The organism is uncultured Rothia sp. (assembly GCF_963507905.1).
GTDB lineage: Bacteria > Actinomycetota > Actinomycetes > Actinomycetales > Micrococcaceae > Rothia.
On the sequence record NZ_CAUOUU010000014.1, the window covers coordinates 13,048 to 34,075 of the forward strand.

General features: G+C 57.0%; 19 protein-coding genes. 18 read left to right on the forward strand and 1 reads right to left on the reverse strand.

What is annotated here, in order from left to right; all coding sequences use genetic code 11:
- The first annotated feature begins 162 nt into the window (after positions 1 to 162).
- The 15 genes from RQ593_RS08225 (at position 163) to RQ593_RS08295 (ending at position 18,290) form a co-directional block, all read left to right on the forward strand.
- Positions 163 to 813, forward strand: coding sequence for a hypothetical protein (locus tag RQ593_RS08225; RefSeq protein ID WP_311450303.1), 651 nt, complete (start codon positions 163 to 165; stop codon positions 811 to 813).
- 176 nt (positions 814 to 989) lie between these two features.
- A complete protein-coding gene (locus tag RQ593_RS08230; RefSeq protein ID WP_311450304.1) occupies positions 990 to 1,550 on the forward strand; it encodes a hypothetical protein in 561 nt (186 codons plus the stop codon).
- 217 nt (positions 1,551 to 1,767) lie between these two features.
- Positions 1,768 to 2,238 (forward strand): hypothetical protein, encoded by a 471-nt coding sequence (locus RQ593_RS08235; RefSeq protein ID WP_311450305.1) that lies wholly within the window; start codon positions 1,768 to 1,770, stop codon positions 2,236 to 2,238.
- 202 nt (positions 2,239 to 2,440) lie between these two features.
- Positions 2,441 to 2,890 carry a hypothetical protein gene (locus tag RQ593_RS08240; RefSeq protein WP_311450306.1) on the forward strand — a complete coding sequence of 150 codons (450 nt, stop codon included), beginning with the start codon at positions 2,441 to 2,443 and terminating at the stop codon, positions 2,888 to 2,890.
- Between the two features lie 335 nt (positions 2,891 to 3,225).
- Positions 3,226 to 3,717 carry a hypothetical protein gene (locus tag RQ593_RS08245; RefSeq protein WP_311450307.1) on the forward strand — a complete coding sequence of 164 codons (492 nt, stop codon included), beginning with the start codon at positions 3,226 to 3,228 and terminating at the stop codon, positions 3,715 to 3,717.
- A 321-nt stretch (positions 3,718 to 4,038) separates the two neighbouring features.
- The gene (locus RQ593_RS08250) at positions 4,039 to 4,638 is read left to right on the forward strand and encodes a hypothetical protein (protein WP_311450308.1); all 600 of its coding nucleotides are present in this window, start codon (positions 4,039 to 4,041) and stop codon (positions 4,636 to 4,638) included.
- A gap of 450 nt (positions 4,639 to 5,088) precedes the next feature.
- Complete coding sequence (locus tag RQ593_RS08255) at positions 5,089 to 5,484, forward strand: hypothetical protein (protein WP_311450309.1); 396 nt, start codon at positions 5,089 to 5,091, stop codon at positions 5,482 to 5,484.
- Positions 5,485 to 5,659: 175 nt separating this feature from the next.
- Positions 5,660 to 6,343 carry a hypothetical protein gene (locus RQ593_RS08260; RefSeq protein ID WP_311450310.1) on the forward strand — a complete coding sequence of 228 codons (684 nt, stop codon included), beginning with the start codon at positions 5,660 to 5,662 and terminating at the stop codon, positions 6,341 to 6,343.
- 200 nt (positions 6,344 to 6,543) lie between these two features.
- Positions 6,544 to 8,286, forward strand: a complete 1,743-nt coding sequence (locus tag RQ593_RS08265) for a hypothetical protein (protein WP_311450311.1) — start codon at positions 6,544 to 6,546, stop codon at positions 8,284 to 8,286.
- A 194-nt stretch (positions 8,287 to 8,480) separates the two neighbouring features.
- Complete coding sequence (locus tag RQ593_RS08270; RefSeq protein WP_311450312.1) at positions 8,481 to 10,529, forward strand: hypothetical protein; 2,049 nt, start codon at positions 8,481 to 8,483, stop codon at positions 10,527 to 10,529.
- Positions 10,530 to 10,984: 455 nt separating this feature from the next.
- Positions 10,985 to 12,757: a hypothetical protein gene (locus RQ593_RS08275; RefSeq protein ID WP_311450313.1), complete on the forward strand. Its 1,773-nt coding sequence runs from the start codon at positions 10,985 to 10,987 to the stop codon at positions 12,755 to 12,757.
- A gap of 21 nt (positions 12,758 to 12,778) precedes the next feature.
- Positions 12,779 to 13,558, forward strand: coding sequence for a hypothetical protein (locus RQ593_RS08280; protein WP_311450314.1), 780 nt, complete (start codon positions 12,779 to 12,781; stop codon positions 13,556 to 13,558).
- Positions 13,559 to 14,781: 1,223 nt separating this feature from the next.
- Positions 14,782 to 16,461 (forward strand): replication protein RepA, encoded by a 1,680-nt coding sequence (locus RQ593_RS08285; protein WP_311450315.1) that lies wholly within the window; start codon positions 14,782 to 14,784, stop codon positions 16,459 to 16,461.
- 114 nt (positions 16,462 to 16,575) lie between these two features.
- On the forward strand, positions 16,576 to 17,304 hold the full coding sequence (locus RQ593_RS08290) for a methyl coenzyme M reductase subunit gamma (protein ID WP_311450316.1): 729 nt from the start codon (positions 16,576 to 16,578) through the stop codon (positions 17,302 to 17,304).
- 182 nt (positions 17,305 to 17,486) lie between these two features.
- Positions 17,487 to 18,290 carry a hypothetical protein gene (locus tag RQ593_RS08295; RefSeq protein ID WP_311450317.1) on the forward strand — a complete coding sequence of 268 codons (804 nt, stop codon included), beginning with the start codon at positions 17,487 to 17,489 and terminating at the stop codon, positions 18,288 to 18,290.
- Between the two features lie 161 nt (positions 18,291 to 18,451).
- Here RQ593_RS08295 and RQ593_RS08300 read toward each other — a convergent pair whose 3' ends face one another.
- On the reverse strand, positions 18,452 to 19,168 hold the full coding sequence (locus RQ593_RS08300) for a hypothetical protein (protein ID WP_311450318.1): 717 nt from the start codon (positions 19,166 to 19,168) through the stop codon (positions 18,452 to 18,454).
- Positions 19,169 to 19,424: 256 nt separating this feature from the next.
- On the opposite strand from RQ593_RS08300, the gene RQ593_RS08305 reads away from it, so the two are divergent.
- The 3 genes from RQ593_RS08305 to RQ593_RS08315 all read left to right on the forward strand — a co-directional run bounded on the left by RQ593_RS08305 (position 19,425) and on the right by RQ593_RS08315 (position 21,019).
- Entirely contained in the window at positions 19,425 to 19,664 is a 240-nt protein-coding gene (locus RQ593_RS08305; protein WP_311450319.1) for a hypothetical protein, read from the forward strand.
- Positions 19,658 to 20,689, forward strand: coding sequence for a conjugal transfer protein (locus tag RQ593_RS08310; protein WP_311450320.1), 1,032 nt, complete (start codon positions 19,658 to 19,660; stop codon positions 20,687 to 20,689). Before RQ593_RS08305 ends, RQ593_RS08310 begins: the two co-directional genes overlap by 7 nt.
- A gap of 72 nt (positions 20,690 to 20,761) precedes the next feature.
- The gene (locus RQ593_RS08315) at positions 20,762 to 21,019 is read left to right on the forward strand and encodes a hypothetical protein (protein WP_311450321.1); all 258 of its coding nucleotides are present in this window, start codon (positions 20,762 to 20,764) and stop codon (positions 21,017 to 21,019) included.
- Positions 21,020 to 21,028: the final 9 nt, after the last annotated feature.

Genomic DNA, 21,028 nt, shown 5'->3' on the forward strand with positions numbered 1-21,028 from the left:
CTCTTTCTGGGTTCTGTTTAGAGCCTGGAGGGAGGGGGGCTGCTTCACACCTTGTACAGTGGGACATTCCATGTCTTAGATGAGTTGGAGGCTTCACTACGTGCCATGATTGAGGCATAACAGCACGGCATGTTCGCCTCTTTTGTGATTGGAGATTCCCCCATGACTGACTCTACTTTTTCCCCTGAAGTGTTCACCCGACCGGCCCCCGGGTTCACGCTCAACGCCCCCTTTGCCAAAGGCACCTATGAGGACAAGCGCTACCGGGTGATGATGTACCCGGCGCTACTGGAGTATTTGGAGGTTGAGAACGGCCCGTACGAGCCGATGTGCAGCATCGCCTCAAGCGACCCCCTGCACGGCTGGGAGGACACGGTAGATGATGCTAAGACCCTAACCCTGCTGCGCAAGCTCATCAGCAAACGCGGTCTACAGTTCGCTCTACGGTTTGCCCGTGCGTTCATTGATGCCGAGGCGGTAGCGGTGGTTACCGAGGAAACCTACGCATGGGGGCGCGTGGAGTGTATCGGTTTCGGTGCCAATGATGAGGGCATGAACATTAGGGGTGTGTTTGATTGGCTGGAATTCGTCGGTGGCTATTGGGTCGATGTGGCACTGGAGGTTGAGGAGCCTTCCCATAATGGACAGGGCTCTGAATGGGTGAGTGTCGATTACACGTCGTTGCCTAATTCTGAGAGCCATGAGGGCGATGATGCCCTGAAGCATGCAATGGAGAATTTTGAGTGGGACGTTGCCCGCCTCGGTGATGATTTTGAGCTGGAGCTGGTATCTGAGCAGGCGGTAGCAGCGTAGCTACCGGGTGCGGGCCGCTGCCAAGCACGCCCCTGATGGGGGGGGTGTTTGGCAGCGGGCCACCAGTATTTAGGGTAGGGACATACTGTCACCTTTGCCGGTTTGATGCTCAATAAGCGCCATACGATAGGCATAACGACACGGCAATAGTTCCACGGATGCGGAAGGGTTCAATCATGGGTCGTGAGGTTCGGTGCTTTTTGGGCATTGACGATTGCTGGGAGGATCCGGGGGTGCAGCTGTGGCACCCTACCGGCGGCACATTGGCGCGCGTTCCACTACCGCAATTCTCGCTCAAGGCTTTATCTACTGCTGATGAAGAAGCTCAGCGGTACCGCCAGGGTTTCGGCTTCGATTACGGAAACTACGATGTTGAGTACATCTACCGCACGAGTAACCCTGAGGATGACAGGAGCTGGGATCAATATCTTGACCTGCTGGATGCCCGGCGCGCCCTAATGCAGTCCTGGGTGCATATGTATGATCCGGGACCCCCTGACGGGTTCGGCACATGTGCCCTGGAGGATCAGGTAGAGGCGCAGCTGCTTGCGGAAACTAATAAGCGTCTAGAGCGTGAGCCTGATTTGTGTCATGCGGTCTCTCAGAAGGGGCTGGGGCGGGTTCTTTGGGTTGATGGGGTGAATCTAGCGGCAGATCCTGAGTATTCACCCGATGGTGTTTTTTCCTATCCGGCGCAGCTTCATATCTCCGATAGGGTCTATGCTTCCAGCCGCTAGGGAGGGTTGGGGGGGAGCTTTGGTGCCCACCTCAAAAAGCGATTCAAAAGTCTACAGATTGGGGGTGCCCCTTCCTGTAGGCTTTTCATCGTTTTTAGACCCCAAAACCTAGCCTTGTATAGTGGGACATTCCATGTTGTTTATGAGTTTAGGGCTTCAATCCTTGGGATGATGAAGGCATACAACACGGCAATATCAACCCCTAAGGAGAACCGAGATGTCCGACAGCATGGATCTACGCAGCACGCTCACCGCCCTGCAATCAGAGCACGGGCTCACCCCAACGCTTCTACTGCTGGAAAGCGTTTTCCACCACCCAGATTCAGGGTCCACTCAGAACACCCACATCAGCTTCTACGTACGCCTTGCATGGGAGCGTGAGGGTCTGGTGTATGAGCCTCACCATCTCAAGCAGTTTCTCAGCCCTGCGGGCTGGTCTCAGGTTCTGAAAGCTCATGAGAACGGAGAATTTGAGCTGGAAGCTGCCGGCAAGATCCCGGAAATTCCTGAAGGTTTCAGCTTTGAGGATTTCCGCGCCGCTGCCTTTGAGCAGACCATTACCCCGCTGGTGACCCTGTGGGCTACGAATCTGCTCGGGTACACCCCCGCCTTCAATTCCGCCGCTTCCTGTTTTCGACTGATGAATGAGCAGCGAGAATATGAATGCCAGTGCGCCAAAGAAGCCTAGCACCCCCGCACTTTACTCATCTCACCCGGGGTAGGTGAGTAGATGAGAGTTCCCGGTCTGCGTCAGCTGACACAGACCGGGACAAACAACCTTGCACAGTGGGACATTATATGCCTTTATCCTTTTTGGTTTTGTCTTTTATGGGATGATTAAGGCATAGAACAGCAAGGCAATTATTCCTAACGCCCTAAGGAGGCACGCCATGAGCACCCAGCCCGATACCGACCTACACGCCGCTTTTTCCTCTCTGGAGAAGAAGGGCTTTACCCCTAAGGTTCAGTGTGTGGAGTTGCTGGACCGCTACCCCGTCCCTGGCTCAACCAAGAACACCCATCTGCGCCACATCTTCACCTTGCTCTGGGAGCACAGCCGGGGCACGTTCGACTCTGATTGCATTGAACAATTCTTTGTCGGTGAGCACCGCTCTGCTGTCCGCGCCGCCTTGATGAACGGTGACTTTGAGCTAGACCTGACTCATGAGATTCCTGAAGGCGCAGACGTTGAGGCGTTCCGTAAGAGCCTCAAGAAAAAGACCATCACCCCCGCCGTTGTGGAATGGACAACCTGGGTGTTTGGTCACCCGGTCACTGAGACCGCTTCCAGCTCGCGCCGAATGGTGATGAACGCACAGGGCGCCTATGAACGCCTTTAGCCTGTAGATTCGGCAGCTTTCCCGGGTTGGCGCAGCAGCAGCGCCGCCCAGGGAAATTTTTTTCTTATATATAAGGACATTCCATGTCATAGCCCGGTAGTCACCATATATTTACTGGCATAATTACGGCATAAAAGACAGAATACGGCAACTTCTCCAGCAGGGGAGCCCCACCGCACCGAGCGCTCTGCAGGGTGCACAGTGCCGCGTTTGTTTCTACCCATCAGAAGGGGCTGCAGATCCACCTGCAACCCCTTTCTACACCAACCCACCCAACCCCGTCATACAATGGAGAAAATCACCCCACTGTTGGGGTGCTTACATGGAAGGAACCCATGAAATACCGTATCCATATTGCAAATATCGCTGACAATAGGCCCGATATCACCTTTGTCATCACCGACCCTGCCGATGGCCTGAGAGTCGTGAACCAGTCTGGCAACATTCGAGATTTCTGCATTCCGATTCACGATATCCCCGAACTGAAGCATGAGCTCTACTTCGGTGTCGGCACCTGTAGGCCCTGCACCGGCTACAGGTGGTTCAGCGATAACCCGGCAACCATTTCCCCCCTCGCGCACATCAAGCCGCACACGGTGCCGGAATACCCCGACCCGAACGCTATCGAAGTTCTACGTGCGTACGATTACAGCCGATATGAGCGAGGCGAGGTGTCTCTAGAAACCCTACGTGAAGAAGGAAAAGTCTACGTACTGCACCCTGAACCACTCACCCCAACCTATGAGAACCTGGCTGATTATCTAACTTTTCTGAACGCCCAGTTTTACCCCTACAATCAGATGCTGCTTACCAAGATGGATAGCTAGGTTCTGAGCATGTGCCCTTCACCCCTGGATGATGAAGGGCACATTTTTTATGCGTAGACGGATGCGGGCGGGGTGCGGGGGGGTGTGCTTGCAGAGTGCAGTGATTGCATTGTGCGGTCATTGCACTCTGCATTCATTGCATTGTGCTATCAGATGCTGGGCCTTCATGGTGCCGCGCGGTGATGAAACGAGCGAGTGCAGGGGGGACTAATGGGAAGTGTTTTACTTTGGGACATGCAATGTCACATCTAGTTTTTACCTTGATTTTTAGCGTATGATTGAGGCATAACACAACTTATTAAACAGGAATGAGGTATCACTATGGATCGTTCTGTCTCCAAGTACATCATCGCAATCTTGCTATTCCCTGCCGTCTTCATTTCGGTAGGTATCGTTCTGCTTTCTCTGAGTCCGACTCACGGTCAGGCGGTTCAAGATACGACACGTACGCATGAGCTGATGGGTCTTCAGTTATCGAAGGAGCAGGTTCAGACCGGCAGTCTCGAAGGACACGTCAGCGGCGATTTCCTCAGCACGGTGGGTTATGTGACAGGCAGTTTTGATGGGCGCCCGGTGACATATATCTACATCCGTTATCGTGCGGAGAATGGCGACATTATCGACCGTTTGATTCCTCGTGATGAGGTGCGTCTGCGTGATGATTTGAAGCCGGGCGAGGCAGCCACCCTTGAGATTCACACGGTCAAGACGCGTCGGGCCACCTACGAAGACATCCAGAAGGACCCTTCCTTGTGCTACAAGAATGGCCCAGTACCTCCTGAGATGTGTGGCAGGGAAGCTAACGAGATTCCGAAGGAATGGAAGGTGGATCATGAGGAGCTGGTGTTGCATGTACCGAAGGACGCCATCATTGTGACGATTAATCCCAACATGGTTCCTGAGGGAGCAAAGAAGGGATAGTCTGTCCCTTGGAGGGGCGATGACGTAAATGAGCCTCAACCCAAGAATGGGGTGTAGCTGGGAAGGTGAGTAATGGCAGAACATACCGAGTCGCACTTATTTTTCTCTGATTTTTCGCACACAATTGAGGCATAACAGATGTTTTAATCGACAGATCCCGAGCGTTCTGTCATATGAAGGATGTGATTTTCCATGGGCTCTTCCAAAGGTGCTCTCTTTACTCTTTTTCTCATGTTGGGACTCTTTGCAGGCGTGATTCTTTGGGATTTTGGTGCATTTGATGAGAACCCACGCTTAGATCAAGCGGTTCAGACGAGTACGCATACCAGTGACTTGTTGCAACTTCAGTTATCCAAGGAGCAGGTGGAATCTGCTAGTCTCCAAGGCTCTGTAAGCGGGAATTTTTTGAGCACTGTAGGGTATGTACAGGGCACTAGTGATGGACATCCGGTGACGTATATTTACCTTCGTTATCGTGCGGAGAATGGCGACATTATCGATCGTTTGATTCCTCGTGATGAGGTGCGTCTGCGTGATGATTTGAAGCCAGGGGAGGCAGCCCGAGTCGATATTGAGACCGTGAAGAAGCGTACGGCGACCTATAGCGACATCCAGCAGGACCCTGCCCTGTGTTACGAGAGCAACCCTCTGAGGGGATCTAACGAGTTCTCTCCGAAGGAGAAGCGTGTGCCACTCGCAGCAGAAAAGTGCGGTCGGCACGCTGATGATGCACAGGAAGAGTGGGTGACTGAACGCGAGGCCCCTACTGTAGTGCACGTGCCGAAGGACGCCATCATTGTGACGATCAATCCGAATATGGTCTCTGAGGGAGCGAAGAAGGGATAACCTGAGCCCCCATTTTGGAGGAGCACCGGCGTGGTGAGGGCTTCAACCCGAGTGTGGGTTGGGGTCCTCACCTCGTGTTTGGTGAGATTGCGGCGGGATGCTCCGTATGGGGTGCGGTGTATGATGCAGGCATAGTCTCATGTAGGGAAAAGAAAATCCGAGGCAGGAGGAAGAGATGGCTGGTGGACAGAGCGCTTTTGCAAAGGCGGAGGCGCGGGCTAAAAAGCTGACTGCGAGTAAGGCGGCGATGGATCGGGAGATTCTGACGCAGCTACTAAGGGCAAGTCAGGGTGAGCAGAAGGTCGTGCATAAGATGGCCAGGGTACGCAAGCGTACCTACCCACCCGAGTTCGCCTACCTGGACACGCTACCGAAAATCTTGTGGTGCCAGTGTCAGAAGATTCTAGATGATCAGGGGCAGCGGGTGCCGGTTCCCCGTGATGAGTGCAGCTGTGCGGCTCGTGATTGGTCGCTGACCTCCCTACTGGTTGATGCTGATGCGTTGCAGATGCTGGAGGATGTGCGAGATACCGAGGAGCAGCTGGTGGGAGTACGCATGCCCCTGCAGTCCTACATGCTCGCAGCCTTTACGGGCTACTTGCCGACCCGTCAGGAGGGCCTGGAGCAGGCAGAGATTATTCGACAGACTCTAGCCTCTGGTCAGAAGCCGCCGAGCCCGAAGACGCTTCGGCGGAAGATTCGCTGGCCGCAAGATGTGGCACAGATATGCCACCAGGAGGCGAAGCGTATCTACGTTTCGGGGCGGGGACGCTCGCAGGTGTTTGTGCCCTCGTCGTGGTTCTATTCAGAGGCGATTCGTCGTTTTGCTCAGGCTCGTATGAGGCTTCTGGAGGGCTAATTCATTAGCCTGACTGACCCCTATGGTGCAGTGCGTGATGTGCGCTGTGCTGTGGGGGTTATTTTTGTCTCCAGTGGGGTGGGTGTGGCGTCATATGTTGGGCATTTATGCCTCAATGATGCCTTTTATTGCAAGGGAATAATATAATAGGTACTGATGATGTCCCATATTCAAATGTTTGTTTAAGGAGCGTTGCCCTCATGTGCGATTGGAAGCCTGGACCGCGCTGTTTCACCCACTACGCCCCGCACTTTAGGAAAGCTCAGGATGAGTACAACGCCGCCCTACTTCTAGCAATGAGCGAAGCGGCCAACGGGGGAAAAGTCTCTGCTGCGACCCGCCGCCTGCTGGATGAAAAGTTCCTCGCCTACATGCACGCCCAGAGGGAGTTTTACACCTCCCCTAAGGCCCGAGACCAGTTTTTGCAGGGCGCCATTCAGCAGCGTCTCGACATGCTCTCTAGTGACGTGACCGTAGAGAATAAGGCTCTGCAAGAGATCATCATGGATCACCAGAGGCGCAACCTGGACATGCTGGAAAAGCAAGCCGTTGATGGTGCACACCGGTGGGACCAGGCCAAGCTGGCCTCCAAGATCGCTAATGACCGCAACGAGAACGCATTGGAACGCGGCATCTTCAGTGAAGCCGCCTACTCTGCTGAGGAGATCGCTCAGGTCGATATTCGCCAGTGGGACCGCGCCTGCCCCGACGGTGAACTGATCCTTGACGGCTTCGATGACACACTGCAGCTCTCTGATGCCACCGGTATCCACCGTGAAATGACGATTACCCGCCACGTCCGCCTCGAAACCCCCACCGGTGAGCGCGTCCACCTCGATATTGAGGCGCGCATCATGCAGAAAACCAAGGGATCTTCTTCCTACACGGTCGAATACCTCATCAAGCAGGACGGCGAAACTTTGGGCATTCTCATCCCCAACTCCTCCGTGCAGGACGCCTATTTCAACGTGGGCGCGGTCTATGAGAATCGTCCCGCTGTCCGCGAGCCCTGGCAGGACCTGCACAAGGGCATCCGCCTACGCAAGAACGACTGGGACCACTTCGCACGCGCTAACGAACTGACCGACGAAGAACTCGCCGAAATCAAGGCGAACCACGTACACACGCACCAAATCCTGACAGGCGCAGCCGAGGCCGGAGACACCACCATGTTCTCCCGCCACAACGCGTTCAACAGCAAGGTCAACCGAACCCATCGCGGGCACCGCCACAACAGCACCACCGAACAGTTCGTGACCGAACAGGGCGCTCGCACCAGCTTCAACAGCGTCTCCGGTGCCAAGGAGAATGTCGCTCAGACGCTGGGTTCGCTGGACAACATGCTGCTAGATGTTGCGGTGAAGGCACGCCGTCAAGGCATCAACACGTACGCAGCCGAGCAGTTCGGCGCCATGGACAAGAGCGCCCGTGACAGGGTCGAGGCCGAATCCCGCGAAATCATGGTCAATGAGCCCGAACGCTTGCAGCCCAAAAGCCGTAGCGAGAAACGTAATCGAGGCGGAGGCCGAGACCGCGTCGAGCGTAACCTGGCCCGTGAGCAGCGCCGAGCTAACCAGTTCGCAGATAGCCCCGTCGTTGCAGCACGCAGGAAGGAAGCGGTCGAACGCGGCAACAGTGCCATGGCGAAGATGCAGCAGAGCGAGGGCGGCCTGGTCTACAGCGCTCGCGTGGAGTCTGAGCGTAAGCCGGTTGATCCTAGTGATTTCCATGCGGGTCATTTCTACCGTGTGTCCTCGACTCAGGCGGGCGGCAGCAAGAAGTGGGTGTCGGTTCCCTTCACGCAGGAGGGCAAGCTGGCTAATGGCTTGAAGGCGTATAAGCACCCCGCCAAGCCGGGCATGGTTGTGATTCGCAAGGGTCAGAAGACTGTGGTGGTGGTCAGCGCGCAGCAGTTTGATGCGATGGCTGATGTTCGACGCTAACCACAACCTTTGAATGTGGGACATTTTGAAACCGATATGTGGGTTGGTTCCCTTGAAATCACGGGGAACTAGGCTTTTGCAGCCGCGATAAACGCCTTCATTTGACCGGATCTGCCGTTTTTCATCCGCTATGGTGGAGGCAGATACACAAGAACAACACGACAACACGACCGAACGAAAGGAAGGAAGCTTCCATGTCTACCTTTGAATCGACGGAAGAGCGAGATAAGGCCTACCAGCAGCAGTACCAGCGTGACCGTCTGCGCCGCCGCCGCTTCAGCTACGAGGCGCTGGAGAAGAAGCACCGCGTCACCGTCAAGGGTAAGGATCTCTCTGCTGAGCTGATGGTTGCCCGTGCCCCGGGCGTGACCGGTGAAACCCCGTGGGTGAAGGATCTGACCGCCCACCCGCTGCAGTGGCACCGTGAGGGAATCCCCGCTGACCTTCCGCGTCATATCCCGAACGCGTTCGGGGATGTGGCACCCGGGCGTGATTTCACCGACCCGCGCATGCTCTTTGACGCCTCCCTCTTCGAGAGCATGACTGATGAGGAAATCGCCTACTTCAACGATGAGAAGCACTGGGTGGTGGAGGGTGCCTCTGCCGGTGATGCTCTTGTCCTGGACGCTGAGCTGGAGGATGAGCCCGGCTGCTACGGCTATTTGGTGCACCTGAACCGAGGCCGTAAGGAGCTGAATAACCCGCCGGTGGGCCGCCCGCACTACAAGCGTGCGGACGGTAAGGAACTGGTGTGGGGAGATCCCCGCCTGGAGGCTCCCTACTGGCAGGAGTGCGGCGACTTCATCTACGCGCACTTGGATGAGGCCTCTGCCCGCGCACATTTCGATTCACTGCGCTCTGCCCTCTACAGCCTGAATCAGGAGCTGCGCCTGTACCGGCTGACTAAGCCGATTACTATCGGTGAGGCACGTGAGTGGCTGAACAGTGACCACCCGCTGCGCGAAGATCGCCACGGTGCGATCACCGTGGAGGCTGTCGGTACCGGTCAGCTCGATACCCCGGGTGCGCTGCGTGTACCTCAGCTGCCGGCACCTGATGAGGATGAGCTCAATGAGGCTGCCGAGAAGGCCTGGTGGGATTCACTGACCGCTGATCAGCAGCGTGCCTACGAGGCAGCGCAGGAAGCGGATGCGCGCCTGGTCGAAGAGCGTGAAGCGATCAACCTGCAGCGTCAGGAATTCTACGACCGCATCTACAAGGATCTCTACAGCGTGGACGCTCTTTTGCAGCAGCTGCTCGAATGGGCAGAAGAAGCAGAGAATGAAGCAGATGCTCAGTGGCACCGTGAGAACAATGCCACCATGGACCTTGAGGACAAGCTGGAATTCGTCGCAAGCTTCTACCGCCGAAACCCTGATGACGGTGAAGCCGCCCTGCGAGCAGCCAACCTGGTCACCCCCCACGAGACGCTGACACACCTGGCTGGTACTTTGCCGCTGACCGATGAGATGATTGCGGCAGCAGCTGCCCGTCACCGCAACGCCCTGCAGGCTGGCACTGAGCAGAAGCACCTGAATTTCCGTCGCCGCACCGGTGGCGGCGAGTACGTGCTGACCAAGGCTCAGGAGCAGTACGCCCGCGAGCACTTGATCACGGCGTACACCCGCGCCGGTGGCGAGGGGTCCGCGAAGCTGCTCATGGCCATCTATGAGTCCTCCGGCATGACGCTGCTTGACCCGCATGATGAGTGCGACGGCAACGGCTTCTGCTGGGAGACGATGAACCTGGATGACTACCGGGCAGGCTTCTTGTTCCCGCTGTATTCGGATATGCCCACCGGCGGCTTCGCACCGCGCAAGGACCGTGTCGAGTACCTGTGCCTGCTGCTGAAGCAGGGCATTATCACCTTGGAGCAGTTCTGGCAGCGCCTGCGCACCGACTCCTACATTGGTGACCGTGATGAGTACTTCGAGGACGGCTCCAATGCGCTGGTGATGACCAAGAAGAACTGGCGGAACCTGCTCCATCAGGAGCAGCCCGAGGACACCGCTAAGGACCCGGTCATGATGCCCACCGACTGGGCCTTTGTGGATTCTAGTGATGAGCGTCTGGGCTTCTGGACCCTCTCAGAATGGGAAACCTACGTGGCCTCCCAGCCTGAGGACTGGTTCATTGTCGGTGAGGATGTGCCTGCGATCATTGGTCAGAGCGTGGAGCCTGAACTGTTGCTGCCGGAAATGATGGAGTGGCATCAGCGTCACCTCGACTCCCGCAAGATCTAACCCCTGCGCACTAGGCTGTTTAGGTACCCACAGGCACCAGCGGGTATATTAGGTTCTGACATGGGCTCCTATTAGAGGTCCTTGTCGTGTTGTTATATACCGAAATGCAGCTCCTGGAAGATGGAGTGATGTATTTTGTGCATGTATGTGGGCCTGGGACGTCGGAATTCCGGGCCCACATTTTATGCCCCCTGCTCCCTCATCTATGATGGAGCGCTCTCACCTCCAGATACGCACAAGCCCCGCAAGAACAACCAGTTCTTGCGGGGCTTCTTCGTGCACTCACACACGAGAAACCAGGCTTACTTCATGAACCACCGAACCAGTGCACAAAACACCGAATCTAGCGCGGATTTTCAAGGGTTCACAGCCTCGAAAAAGCTTGCTTTCGCCCCCCCAAACATTATATATTTGTCACAGTGACAAAAGTTGTAAATTAACAACAAGAGGTTGATATGCGCCCCACCCCCTGGAACCCAAAACCCATCCACACCGCCTTCATGGACTACGAAACCGGCTACGGCGTCACCTCCGACGGCGTACCCTTCAAGGCAGCCCCGGGCGCTCGCCGCAAGAACCCGAACCTGGTCGATAAGCTCAACGCTGCAGCCCAGCTGCGCGTAGCAGGCCAGCCGGTCACCCGCATCTTCCTCACCGGCAAAGTGCCTCGCAACGACCGCAACACCCGCCACTGGCTGCTCACCCAGACCCCCGGCTGGGAAACCCCCCGAGGCCACTGGCTCGGCACCCCTCCCACCGGACGCTTCGACAACATCGAAACCGGCCAGCGCATCGACGTGAAGGTCTCCTCCGAATGGTTCGGCAAGATTAACCTCACCCCCAACCAGGCACGCAGCGCATGGAGCACCCTTGAATCAATCTTGAGCTATTTCTTCCGCTCTGACCTGCTCGGCGGCTCTCCGCTGATGCTCACCCCCGCCGCCACCGGGCAGAACCTGTGGGCAGCCTCACTGCCCAAGAATTACGCGCCCATCCCCGTGGACCCGGACATTGCTGAAGACCTGCACCGCACCAGCACCCAGCACCACCTCGACCACCTCGTACTCGGTCCCGCTATGCCTCAGCACCCCGACGTCGTCCCCATGATCGACCCGAGGCACACCCCGCAGCTTGACGGCTTCGCCTACACCGACGGACGCTTCATGTACTCGGCCCTCTGCAGCGAACTGGGCACCGGCCCCGGACACCGACTCACCGCCAAGCAGTGCGAAGACCTCTGGCGCGAGAACCAGTACGTGCGCGCCCGCTTCGCCGTCGAATTCACCGTCCCCGACACCTGGGAACACGTCGGCATCTTCGGCATCCCCTTCGAGGACAAAACCCACGGATGGTACTACCCCAACCGCCCCGGCGCACGCGGTCAGGCATGGATTGACGCCTCCGAGCTGTTCGTCGCCCAAAAGTTCGGCTGGCACTTCCGCTTCCTCGAAGGCATTCTTTTCACCACCGAAAAGAAGGCACAGCGCAAGCGTTTCGAGCCCGGCGCCGACGAAGCAACCCGCCGCCTAGTGAACGCACGCCCCCTGGATACCTGGGCTAACCGTCTCTCCGAAGCACGAGAAGTCGTAGACAACCGCCCCGACCTACACCCTGCCGTCGCCAAAGCTATCAGCGCAGCACTACGCGCCATCGTCATTCAGTCCATCGGTGCGTTCGCCTCCCGTGGCCGCTCCGCCACCGCCATCACCTACGACCACACCAGCATCCCAGGCAAATACCTAGACGGAGTAATCCGCAAAGGCAATGCATTCATCTACACCCTCCCCCAAAACCACAACCCCCGCTCACAAGCCTTCTACCGCCCCGAATTCGCGGTACAGGTATGGGGACGTGGACGCGCTCGCGTGTTGCATCATACGGTGCGCCGTAAGGGGTTCGCCCCGGTGCAGACCGGTGCTCTGACTCTGCCGGGCCGGTCCATCATCGGCATTAACGGTGACGCTATTTATTCGTCCGTGTTGCCGTCATGGTCGCTCCCTGAAGCTAATGGTGGCGCCGATGACGGGCGTGCCGGTCTGCTGCGTCTTCAGGGGTGGCTGCCTGGGCCGGTGAAGACTCCGGTGCTGCGTGCTGACCGTGACAAGCTACGAGACCGAGCCGTGAAGGCTGGATACACCCCTGGTGTGGATGAGGCAGTCTTTGAGCACGAGTTCATCCCTCCGGAAGATGCTCTATTTGATTACGACGTCTTCGAGGAAGACGCTTAGACCCTAGAGAGGATGTGAAGCATGGATCCGCAAAAGGCACCGCTCTCTCAGCTCTTCGCCTACATCAAGCAGGTGCATGGGCTGAGCAATAAGAAGATTGCCGAGCAGCTAGGCCGCTCAGAGACTCTGGTGCGCAAGATTCTGGCAGGCACCTGCAAGAACGAGGCCTACCGCATCCCTGGCACGGAGCTGGCAGAAACTGGTCAGGTAAAGCACCAGGCGCCCCGTCGCCGCCGCAAGGACGGCAAGCTGGCTCGTGTGCGCGCCCCGCGCGGCTCGAAGAAGAAGTCGATTGTTCCGTCCGATACGCGAGGCACCCCGGTTCCCAAACCGCGCCGTAGCGCTTTCATCCACCACAAACCTCTTGAAGGAGCAGGCGGCAACCGTTTTTACATGGTCGACATGCCGGTGGGCAAGCGAACGAAGGGTCGTGCGGCTGGTTTTAACGCCGCAATGGATGATCTGCATGACGTCACCCGTCGTCAGGCACACACTGACAAGCGCGTGAACATGAACGTCACCGTTCAGAACGCTGACGGCACCCGCCATCAGCTGCGCGTGGGCAGCAAGCGAGGCTTCCATGCCTCCGACGTCCTATCTGATGTGAAGGATGTACACAAGGGTAGCTTTGAGTCGTGGCTGATGCATCAGCTTCAGGCTGTCTACGATGGCTCTTCTGGACGCATCGTGCAGATCCAGATGGTCTCTTTCGATGCTGTCCGTAGCAAGGAAGAGCGTAAGACTCAGGACCAGGCAGGCACCCGCCGAGGCTTCTGGAGCCAATTCCGTAAGCGCCGCTAAAACACCTATTACTTCTTAGAAAGAGGCTATGAAATGACACAACGCAAAGATGGAAGCCTGCGTGAGCGCTTAGAAAGAGCGCTGGAATTCACAAGCACGGACGAGCAGTTAGCTGAATGGCTGGTGGAGACTGGTACGTTGGAGGATATCTTGGCCGCGTGCACGTGTACTGCTGATGAGGCGGCTGAGTTGTTGGGTTATGCCAGCGTGCGATCGTTTAAGACGTTGGTGCATCGTCGTTTGGCGGGTAAGCCGAGCCGTGTGCCATTGCCGGTGGTAAAGGGTGCGGGGGATTTGTGGTCTCGTCCTGAGGTGGTGAAGGCGGCTGAGCCTCAGCGGGTGTATGCCTCGTTTCGGTTGCCTGCTGAGGGGTAGTAGTCTTCCTGTTTCTTGGGCGTGAGGGTGTCTTTGCTGCTTGTGGTTCAGGTGGTGGGGGCACCCTTTTTGTGTGTGCAGGTGAGGGTGGGTGGGGGGCTTGCCAACTTGCCGACTTGCCAACTTTTCGACTTGTCGGGTTGTTGGCAGGTAGTGGTGGTGGGGGAGAGGTGGTCCTGAGGGGATTCGGGGGTGGTTCTGCGGCGAGTGAGTGCTGGTGTGTTTTGGCGGGTGGTCTGGTGAGTGTGCCGGGCCGCCTCTTTTTGTATATCTGGCGGGTGGGGTGTTTTTTAGTTTTTTGGGAAAGTAATTTAGCAATTAGACATTGCGGCAATTTCAAGTTTTCTTATAGTGATTTTCCTCACTCTTTAAATAAAGGTGCTGGTTTGCACCCTGTGGATAACCCCTTTAAAGCCGGGATGACAACTCCCGCTAAGTGGGATGTAAACTCCCGTAACCCGGGATGACAACTCCCCCAACTCGGGATTAGAACTCCCGCAACCCCGGGATGACAACTCCCCCACTAGGCCTGTGGAAAACCCTAAAATCCCTTGTATTTACTGGACAGAATCGGTGTTCAAAAAAAGCGCCCCTATAATATATTCCTAAAATATATTTCCTATCATCATCAGCGCGCGCGAGCATGAGGGCTGTGGAAAACATTTGATTCAGGGGATTGATGACGACGATGTCATGAAGCTTGATCCACTGCTTGACACTCTGAACCCTGTGCGGATACTGTGAGAGCGTTACTAAAAAAAATTTGGCCCCGCGGCTATTCCAGCAGCCACGGGACCAGAGGTAACACCTAAAGAAGCTAAAATTACAAAAGAAAGTCAGGCGTTACAATGCCTCATTTTACCGTACCCACGGACACTAAGTCCACCCCCGGCAATGAAGCCGAAGCAACTCTCAGCAGCATCATCGCTGAGCACACCGCCCCCACTGGCGGCACTCTCCAGCACCCCGAAACCGCTGGTCCCCTCGCATTTACCGACCACACGGTTGCACACTATCCGTGGCTGTTCATCAACCATTCTTTGCCGTACAAGCGCATGCCCGAAACCTCCTGGGTGCGCACCAATGGCGACATCTCCGTGCTGTTCACCGCACCGCAAAAGTTCAACGCCCACGGTGACCTCGAACACGGCATGATCCCCTACGGCCGCATCGGACGCGAAGTGCTCATGTGGCTGGTCTCCTCAGCCCTCGACGCGAACTCACGCACCATCGAGATCTCCCGCACCTGGCGCGGATTCCTGCGAGACCTCGACATCCCCTACTCCGCTGCCAACCGTGCCATGGTCCAGAATCAGCTGCGCGCCATCCTGGATTTGAGCATCACCATCCACCACCCCGGGACCCTGGCCGGACGCAACTTCTCCACCGAAAAATTCATGATTGGCTCCGGCGAGAAGTTCACCTTCGACAAGGACGGACTGCTCGACGACGCCTACCGCTCCGTCGTCGTCCTCAGCCAGGAATTCTTCGACCGCATCAGCGCCGAAGCATCCCCCGTCGAAGGGTCTATGAGGATTCTGATCGAGAATTGGCGTGAAATTACCCGCAAGTACCCGCGTTCGCCGATGGTTGGTGACGCGTTCTTGTGGCTGGCAGGACGTATGCCTCGCCTGCGCGGTGAGGGTGCCTACCTGCCGTGGTCTGCTCTGGCTTCGCAGTTCGGTGCAGCCACTGCAGAGCGTGATTTCCGTAAGAGCTTCCGTAACGCACTGCGCACTGCTGCCGGTGAATATTTTGCCCCGCTGGGCCCCAAGTTTGACGTGCACACCTACATCGAAGAGTATGGTTTCAAGCACTACGCCACCGGTGGTGGTCTGCACTTTAGCCCCATCAGCCCCGAGCATCAGAAGCTTCTCGGTTGGGGTGCTCGCCGTGCCAAGAAGTCCTCACCGAAATCTGCAAAGAAGCGCACCACCAACCACCCCGAAACCCTCGCATCCCAGAGCCCCGCACTGGCTCCCACCACGGCTCCCGTCCGCATCGAAACCCCTGCTACGGTGCAGGACGCCCAGCCCGAAATCGTCGAAGTCGTCGCAGATCAGGGCGTCGATTTCACCGCGCTGCGCGAAGAACTGACCAGCAACGGCCTGGACCTCACCGCTGTCTCCGACGACGCACTGCGCACTGCCGTCTCCACCGTCTTCTCCCGCTCCAAGTCAATCAGCGACCCTCAGGCACTGGCCGCCCACTCCCTCACCAAGGAGCCTAAACTGCTGGGCCTCAGCACCCCGCCGCCCACCCGCACCATCGCTACCGCACCGGTACCTTTGGTGACCATGCCCAAGGGCACCTGCCCCGAGCACTCCATGGACATCACCGGCAAGGTCTGCAGCGGATGCGCCGCCGAGCTGAAGGCACCGGACACCACTGCCGCCGAAGCACAGGCCTGCTGGGACGCAGTCTCCACCCGCCTGAAGAGCCTCACCGAGGCCGGTTTCGACACCACCTCCGAAATGGCACGCTACCAGGGCTTCGCCATCGCACGCGGCGCCACCTTGAGCATCTAACCACCTGCCAGCACCACTGGCAGGCCCTTGTGCTACCGTGAAACCAACCGATAAACCTATCATTGCCACCTCCCCACAGGCACAAAAACCGGGGAACCCTCAAAGGAGAACACCATGAAGACTCTGAACACCCGCACCGGCCTGGCCGCCCTGTCCGTCACCCTGATGCTTGCACTTTCTGCATGTGGCGGCGGTGCACAGGCAGCCGGCGAATCCTCCGAAACCGCCAATAACGCCCCGGTCGCTACCGCCTCGGCGAGCGCGTCTGCTGCTTCCACCCCCACTACTGCGAAGGCTTCGGCCTCGGCAACTGTGGCGGCAAATCCGAAGGGTTCTGAAGTGATTGAAATTCGTGCAGATGATGACACGAATCCGGATGCCGCGATCGCCAAGGCAGCAGCAATCAAGGCAGCTAAGCGTGTTGCAATCAACGAGAACCGCATGTTTAACGCCTGGGCGCATGGCGACCTGGAACATACCAGTGATGAGGAGCTTCTGAAGTTCGTTGATTCCGGAACTATGGATCAGGTAAAGAAAACCATTGACTCTCTTCATACAGATTTCAAGAACAACGGCGGTGTATTTACCGGCGATGTAACTATTCGCAACGTGGAAGTCTCTGACATCCTGACGTATAAATACCCGGATGGCACCTCGTACCCTTACTCGTACTTGAAGGTGACGTACTGCTCGGATTGGACGCAGGTTCGCACTCCTGATGGTAAGCGTGCTGTGACCGGCCCGGAGTCAGTGACTACTGATGAGGTTCTGGTGTTGCGTTTGCAGGATGGCCGTTACGTGTATGCCGGTGCGCGTGAGCTGAATACTGGTTGCGCCTCGTAAAGGATGGGGAAGTGAAGATGAAATACCTCAAGCACGTCTTCTCTGCTGCTCTTGTTGCGACGCTTACGGCCTCTAGCCTGGCAGTCCCAGCTGTTGCAGATAATACCAGCGTGGACGTATCCGACTCCCACATCTCAGCTAAACATAGTAGAAAACAAAAATCATCTGATAATTCTGCTCCGGTGAATGAAAACCGTGATGCAGGGGATTCTCCTGTCGTTCAGCCGGTGGCTTCGATGAAGGGCCAGACCTGCATCGCTACCGGCGGTGTCGAGGTGCCCTGTGAGAAGGACGATGCCTGGTTCTACGCGCCGGAGTCGTGCTACGCGAGCAAGAAGATTGACTCTGCTGTTATAGCCAAGAACTACACCAGGTTTGAATGCACCCCGACGGGAAATCAGCCCTCACTAAGCGCCCTATCTAGCAAGAACCACATCACGGTTCCGACCAGTGAGGCGGAGGCTCGTGCTACTGCCGCGAAGAAGGGTGCACAGCTGGCTGAGGATGCGCTCGCTGATTACGATTTCGAGAAGCTTGTGGTTCGTACTCAGCCGTCTGACGCGAACCTGCGTTCGGACGCCTTTGTGTTCACTCAGGGTTATGTGTGGGCTTGGGTGCCGCCGTCGAAGGCTCGCGCGTCGAGCAAGCGGAATCCGATTGTTGTGGAATCCACGGACGGTGACGCACACGTTCAGTTGAAGCTCAGCTTTATGGCGATGAACGTTCATTTCGACGGGCAGAAGACCGGTACCCAGGGCTTTATCCAGTGTGATGATGCCGGTCAGATTTACGGTGGTGAGCCGCGTGGCGGCTCCAACTGCTCGTGGAAGGCTAAGAAACAGGACGTCTACCAGGTGCGCAGCTCTATCCTGTACAGGGTGGAATGGACTACTGGCGATGAGTCCGGTGTACTCATCCATGAGGTGCCAATGGACGGTTCACAGCTGATTCGCGTGCAGAATGGTTACGCGGTCAACGTCAAGTGATGCGTGTGTGAGGGGTAGTTTGGCGTTATTGCTGGGCTGCCCCTCTTGTGTTTGTTGGGCACACACAAAAGATGCACATAACAAAGAACATGTTCTTTGTTATGTGCATCTTTTTTATCTCTGGGAGACCACACGCCCAGAAAAACCACCCTGTGCTGGCTTTACATCAGATTCAAGCCATCACGCACACGATTACGCACACGACGCACACGGCACTCCAAAGCCTTAACGGAGCAACCCTCACGCTGCGCGAGCGCAGCGGCGTCGGTGTAGTAGGCGATGAGCAGGTCGGATTCTTTGGCGGTGATGATGCCTGCGTTGACGGCGTCGCCGAGGAGGCGGTCTACGGCTTCGGTGGCGGCTTCGCGGTTGGTGGTGGTGTCGGTGAAGGTGAGGGGGGTGTGGGTGGTGGTGGTGTCTTCGGTGTCGATGGGGAGGGTGTAGGCGTCCTTGAGGCGGGTGACGATGCGCAGGAGGCGGTAGAAGAGGGTGCCGCGTACTTTTTCGGTGCGGTGGAGGGGGTACTTGCGGATGGCTTCGAGGGCTGCGCCTGCCAGGATGCTGAAGGCGTCTTCGGCTTCGCCTCGGTGGGTGAGGATTTGCATGATGGCGTTTTGGCGGCTGAGGCGCAGGATCCAGGGGATGGTGGATTGGGTGAGGGTGCGTTCCATGATGGTGTCGCCGGTGAGTGCGCGGGTGAGGGCTTCGTGCCAGATGGCGTCTTGTGCGGGGCCGGGTGCGGTGGTGAGCAGCAGGTGCAGGACGTCGGCGGCGAGCATGGGTGCGTCCTGGAAGAGAACCATTTGGCTGCTGGTGATGGTCCAGTCGCGGTTGAGGGTGTCGATGATGGTGGTGGTGTTCATCAGGGGGGTGGTCATGGTGGTCTCCTCGGTGAGGTGTGGTGTGTTTCCTTATCTCTAGTAGGCAAAATCGGGTCTGTAGTTCTGGCTGGGTGCAGGGTGGGTGGTGTCTGTATGCGGTTCTGGTGTTGGTGGGTGTTTTGGCTTGTCGGTGGGGTTTTTAAATTTTTTTTATTTTTTTTGGGGGGTGGTGAGGTTTGAGGGGGATTCAAGGGTGCCTTTATTGGTGTGAATGTTAGATTTTTCCGCCCCCTGTTGAGTTAGGACCTGATTGATGCGCACATCGGATGACGCTTTGACCCGCAGTTTGGATGATTTGTCGGCGATGACTGCTGGTGAGGATGTGTTGATTGCGCACATCATCGGTCTGCTGGATCAGCCGTTTAGTGAGTCGGCGCAGCGGGCTGCTGCTGATTTTCTGGTCAGCAAGGAGTTGAAGCAGATTAATGCGGCGGCTCAGCGTGTGATGAATGGTGCTGGTGAGGCTGAGGGAGAGGAGGTGTCAGAGTGCTAAAGAACCTTTTGCGTCGCAATCAGCCTGATGTGGATGAGCAGGATCAGCAGCTGGAACAGGCCCCGAAGAGGGGTTTGGCTGATCTGTTTGGCAAGAAGAAGGCGAAGGGCGATTCGGAGGGTACTCCTATGGATCCGCCGGTTGGTGGCACTGCCGCGAACAGGCTTGTGACCTACGGGATTATTGGTGCCATCTACAGCGTGATTGGTGGTGCTCTTTTGCTCTCGTGCACGGCGATGGGTGTTGCCTCGGATGCTCGTGATGCGGCTGCGAGTACTCATCCCACAGCAATCTCGCATCTGAGCATCACGGACACCAGCGGTGAAGCGATGGCTGTGGGCTATGTTTCGGCGTGGCTGGAAGCGACGAGCACTGATCACACCAGCTTGGATGCTTATGCTCCGTCTTTGACGGTGAATGCTCAGTCGCCGACGGAGTCTCGTAACCTTCGGGCTGCCGGCTTCGTGAAGGAAGGCAATCTCATCACCGTGCGTGTGACCGGTGAGGTGAAAACTACCCTTGCGGCAGCTTCAAAGAATGAGGAAGCCAAGACGGTCTGGGTTCAGAGGTGGTGGCAGGTTGTTCTGCGCACTGACCCTGCCTCTGGGGGTTTGTCGGTGCTGGGTCTTCCTGCCCCGATTGCTGCACCCGGTGAGGCGAAATCGGATGAGCTGTTTGCTTATCCGCAGCAGGTGACGGACGCTGCCGCTTTTGCGACGGTTCAGGAGTTTTTGTCGGCCCTGCTTGCTGGAGCTGGTGAAGTGAGCCGCTACACGTCTCCTGGTTCTTCCGTGAGCGCGGTGACGCCCGCACCGTACAGCAAGGTCACCGTCCAGAGCCTGCGGTCCAGCGATGAGATGAGCGTCAAAACTGCCGCAAAGGATGGCGTGGAAGTGCACGTTCTGGTGACAGCCCAGCTGGAGAACGGGGCAAACATGCAAACCACCACGTACTTTTTGACGGTGACTTCTCGTGCGGGGAGGTGGGAGATCAAAAGCATTGACACTGTCCCTCAACTGGCCTAACTAACACACCATATTCCCTGAATTTGAAAGGACCTGACCATGAACCACTTGATGGAGTTCCACACACTGGCCATGACATCACTGCCTCTGGGAGCAGGTGATATTTTCAGCTGGGCCGCCTCGACGGCAACCAAGATCGACACCACGTTCAAGCTCATTGTCGGCGTCGTTGTTGGCATCATTGCTTTCTTTGCGGCGATCAAGGGCGGCCTGACGTTTGCGAAGGCACTCGGTGCCGCAGTCATTGCCGGTTTTGTCATCTGGCTTGTCGCCCTGGGCGGCATCAACGACATTGCTGGTTGGTGGCAGAGCGCGTCCAAGGGAGGCTAACCCACCCCG

Coding starts and splice junctions, on each gene's coding strand:
- RQ593_RS08225 (WP_311450303.1), top strand. CDS start 163: ATGACTGACTCTACTTTTTCCCCTGAAGTGTTCACCCGACCGGCCCCC.
- RQ593_RS08230 (WP_311450304.1), top strand. CDS start 990: ATGGGTCGTGAGGTTCGGTGCTTTTTGGGCATTGACGATTGCTGGGAG.
- RQ593_RS08235 (WP_311450305.1), top strand. CDS start 1,768: ATGTCCGACAGCATGGATCTACGCAGCACGCTCACCGCCCTGCAATCA.
- RQ593_RS08240 (WP_311450306.1), top strand. CDS start 2,441: ATGAGCACCCAGCCCGATACCGACCTACACGCCGCTTTTTCCTCTCTG.
- RQ593_RS08245 (WP_311450307.1), top strand. CDS start 3,226: ATGAAATACCGTATCCATATTGCAAATATCGCTGACAATAGGCCCGAT.
- RQ593_RS08250 (WP_311450308.1), top strand. CDS start 4,039: ATGGATCGTTCTGTCTCCAAGTACATCATCGCAATCTTGCTATTCCCT.
- RQ593_RS08260 (WP_311450310.1), top strand. CDS start 5,660: ATGGCTGGTGGACAGAGCGCTTTTGCAAAGGCGGAGGCGCGGGCTAAA.
- RQ593_RS08265 (WP_311450311.1), top strand. CDS start 6,544: ATGTGCGATTGGAAGCCTGGACCGCGCTGTTTCACCCACTACGCCCCG.
- RQ593_RS08270 (WP_311450312.1), top strand. CDS start 8,481: ATGTCTACCTTTGAATCGACGGAAGAGCGAGATAAGGCCTACCAGCAG.
- RQ593_RS08275 (WP_311450313.1), top strand. CDS start 10,985: ATGCGCCCCACCCCCTGGAACCCAAAACCCATCCACACCGCCTTCATG.
- RQ593_RS08280 (WP_311450314.1), top strand. CDS start 12,779: ATGGATCCGCAAAAGGCACCGCTCTCTCAGCTCTTCGCCTACATCAAG.
- RQ593_RS08285 (WP_311450315.1), top strand. CDS start 14,782: ATGCCTCATTTTACCGTACCCACGGACACTAAGTCCACCCCCGGCAAT.
- RQ593_RS08290 (WP_311450316.1), top strand. CDS start 16,576: ATGAAGACTCTGAACACCCGCACCGGCCTGGCCGCCCTGTCCGTCACC.
- RQ593_RS08300 (WP_311450318.1), bottom strand. CDS start 19,168: ATGACCACCCCCCTGATGAACACCACCACCATCATCGACACCCTCAAC.
- RQ593_RS08305 (WP_311450319.1), top strand. CDS start 19,425: ATGCGCACATCGGATGACGCTTTGACCCGCAGTTTGGATGATTTGTCG.
- RQ593_RS08315 (WP_311450321.1), top strand. CDS start 20,762: ATGACATCACTGCCTCTGGGAGCAGGTGATATTTTCAGCTGGGCCGCC.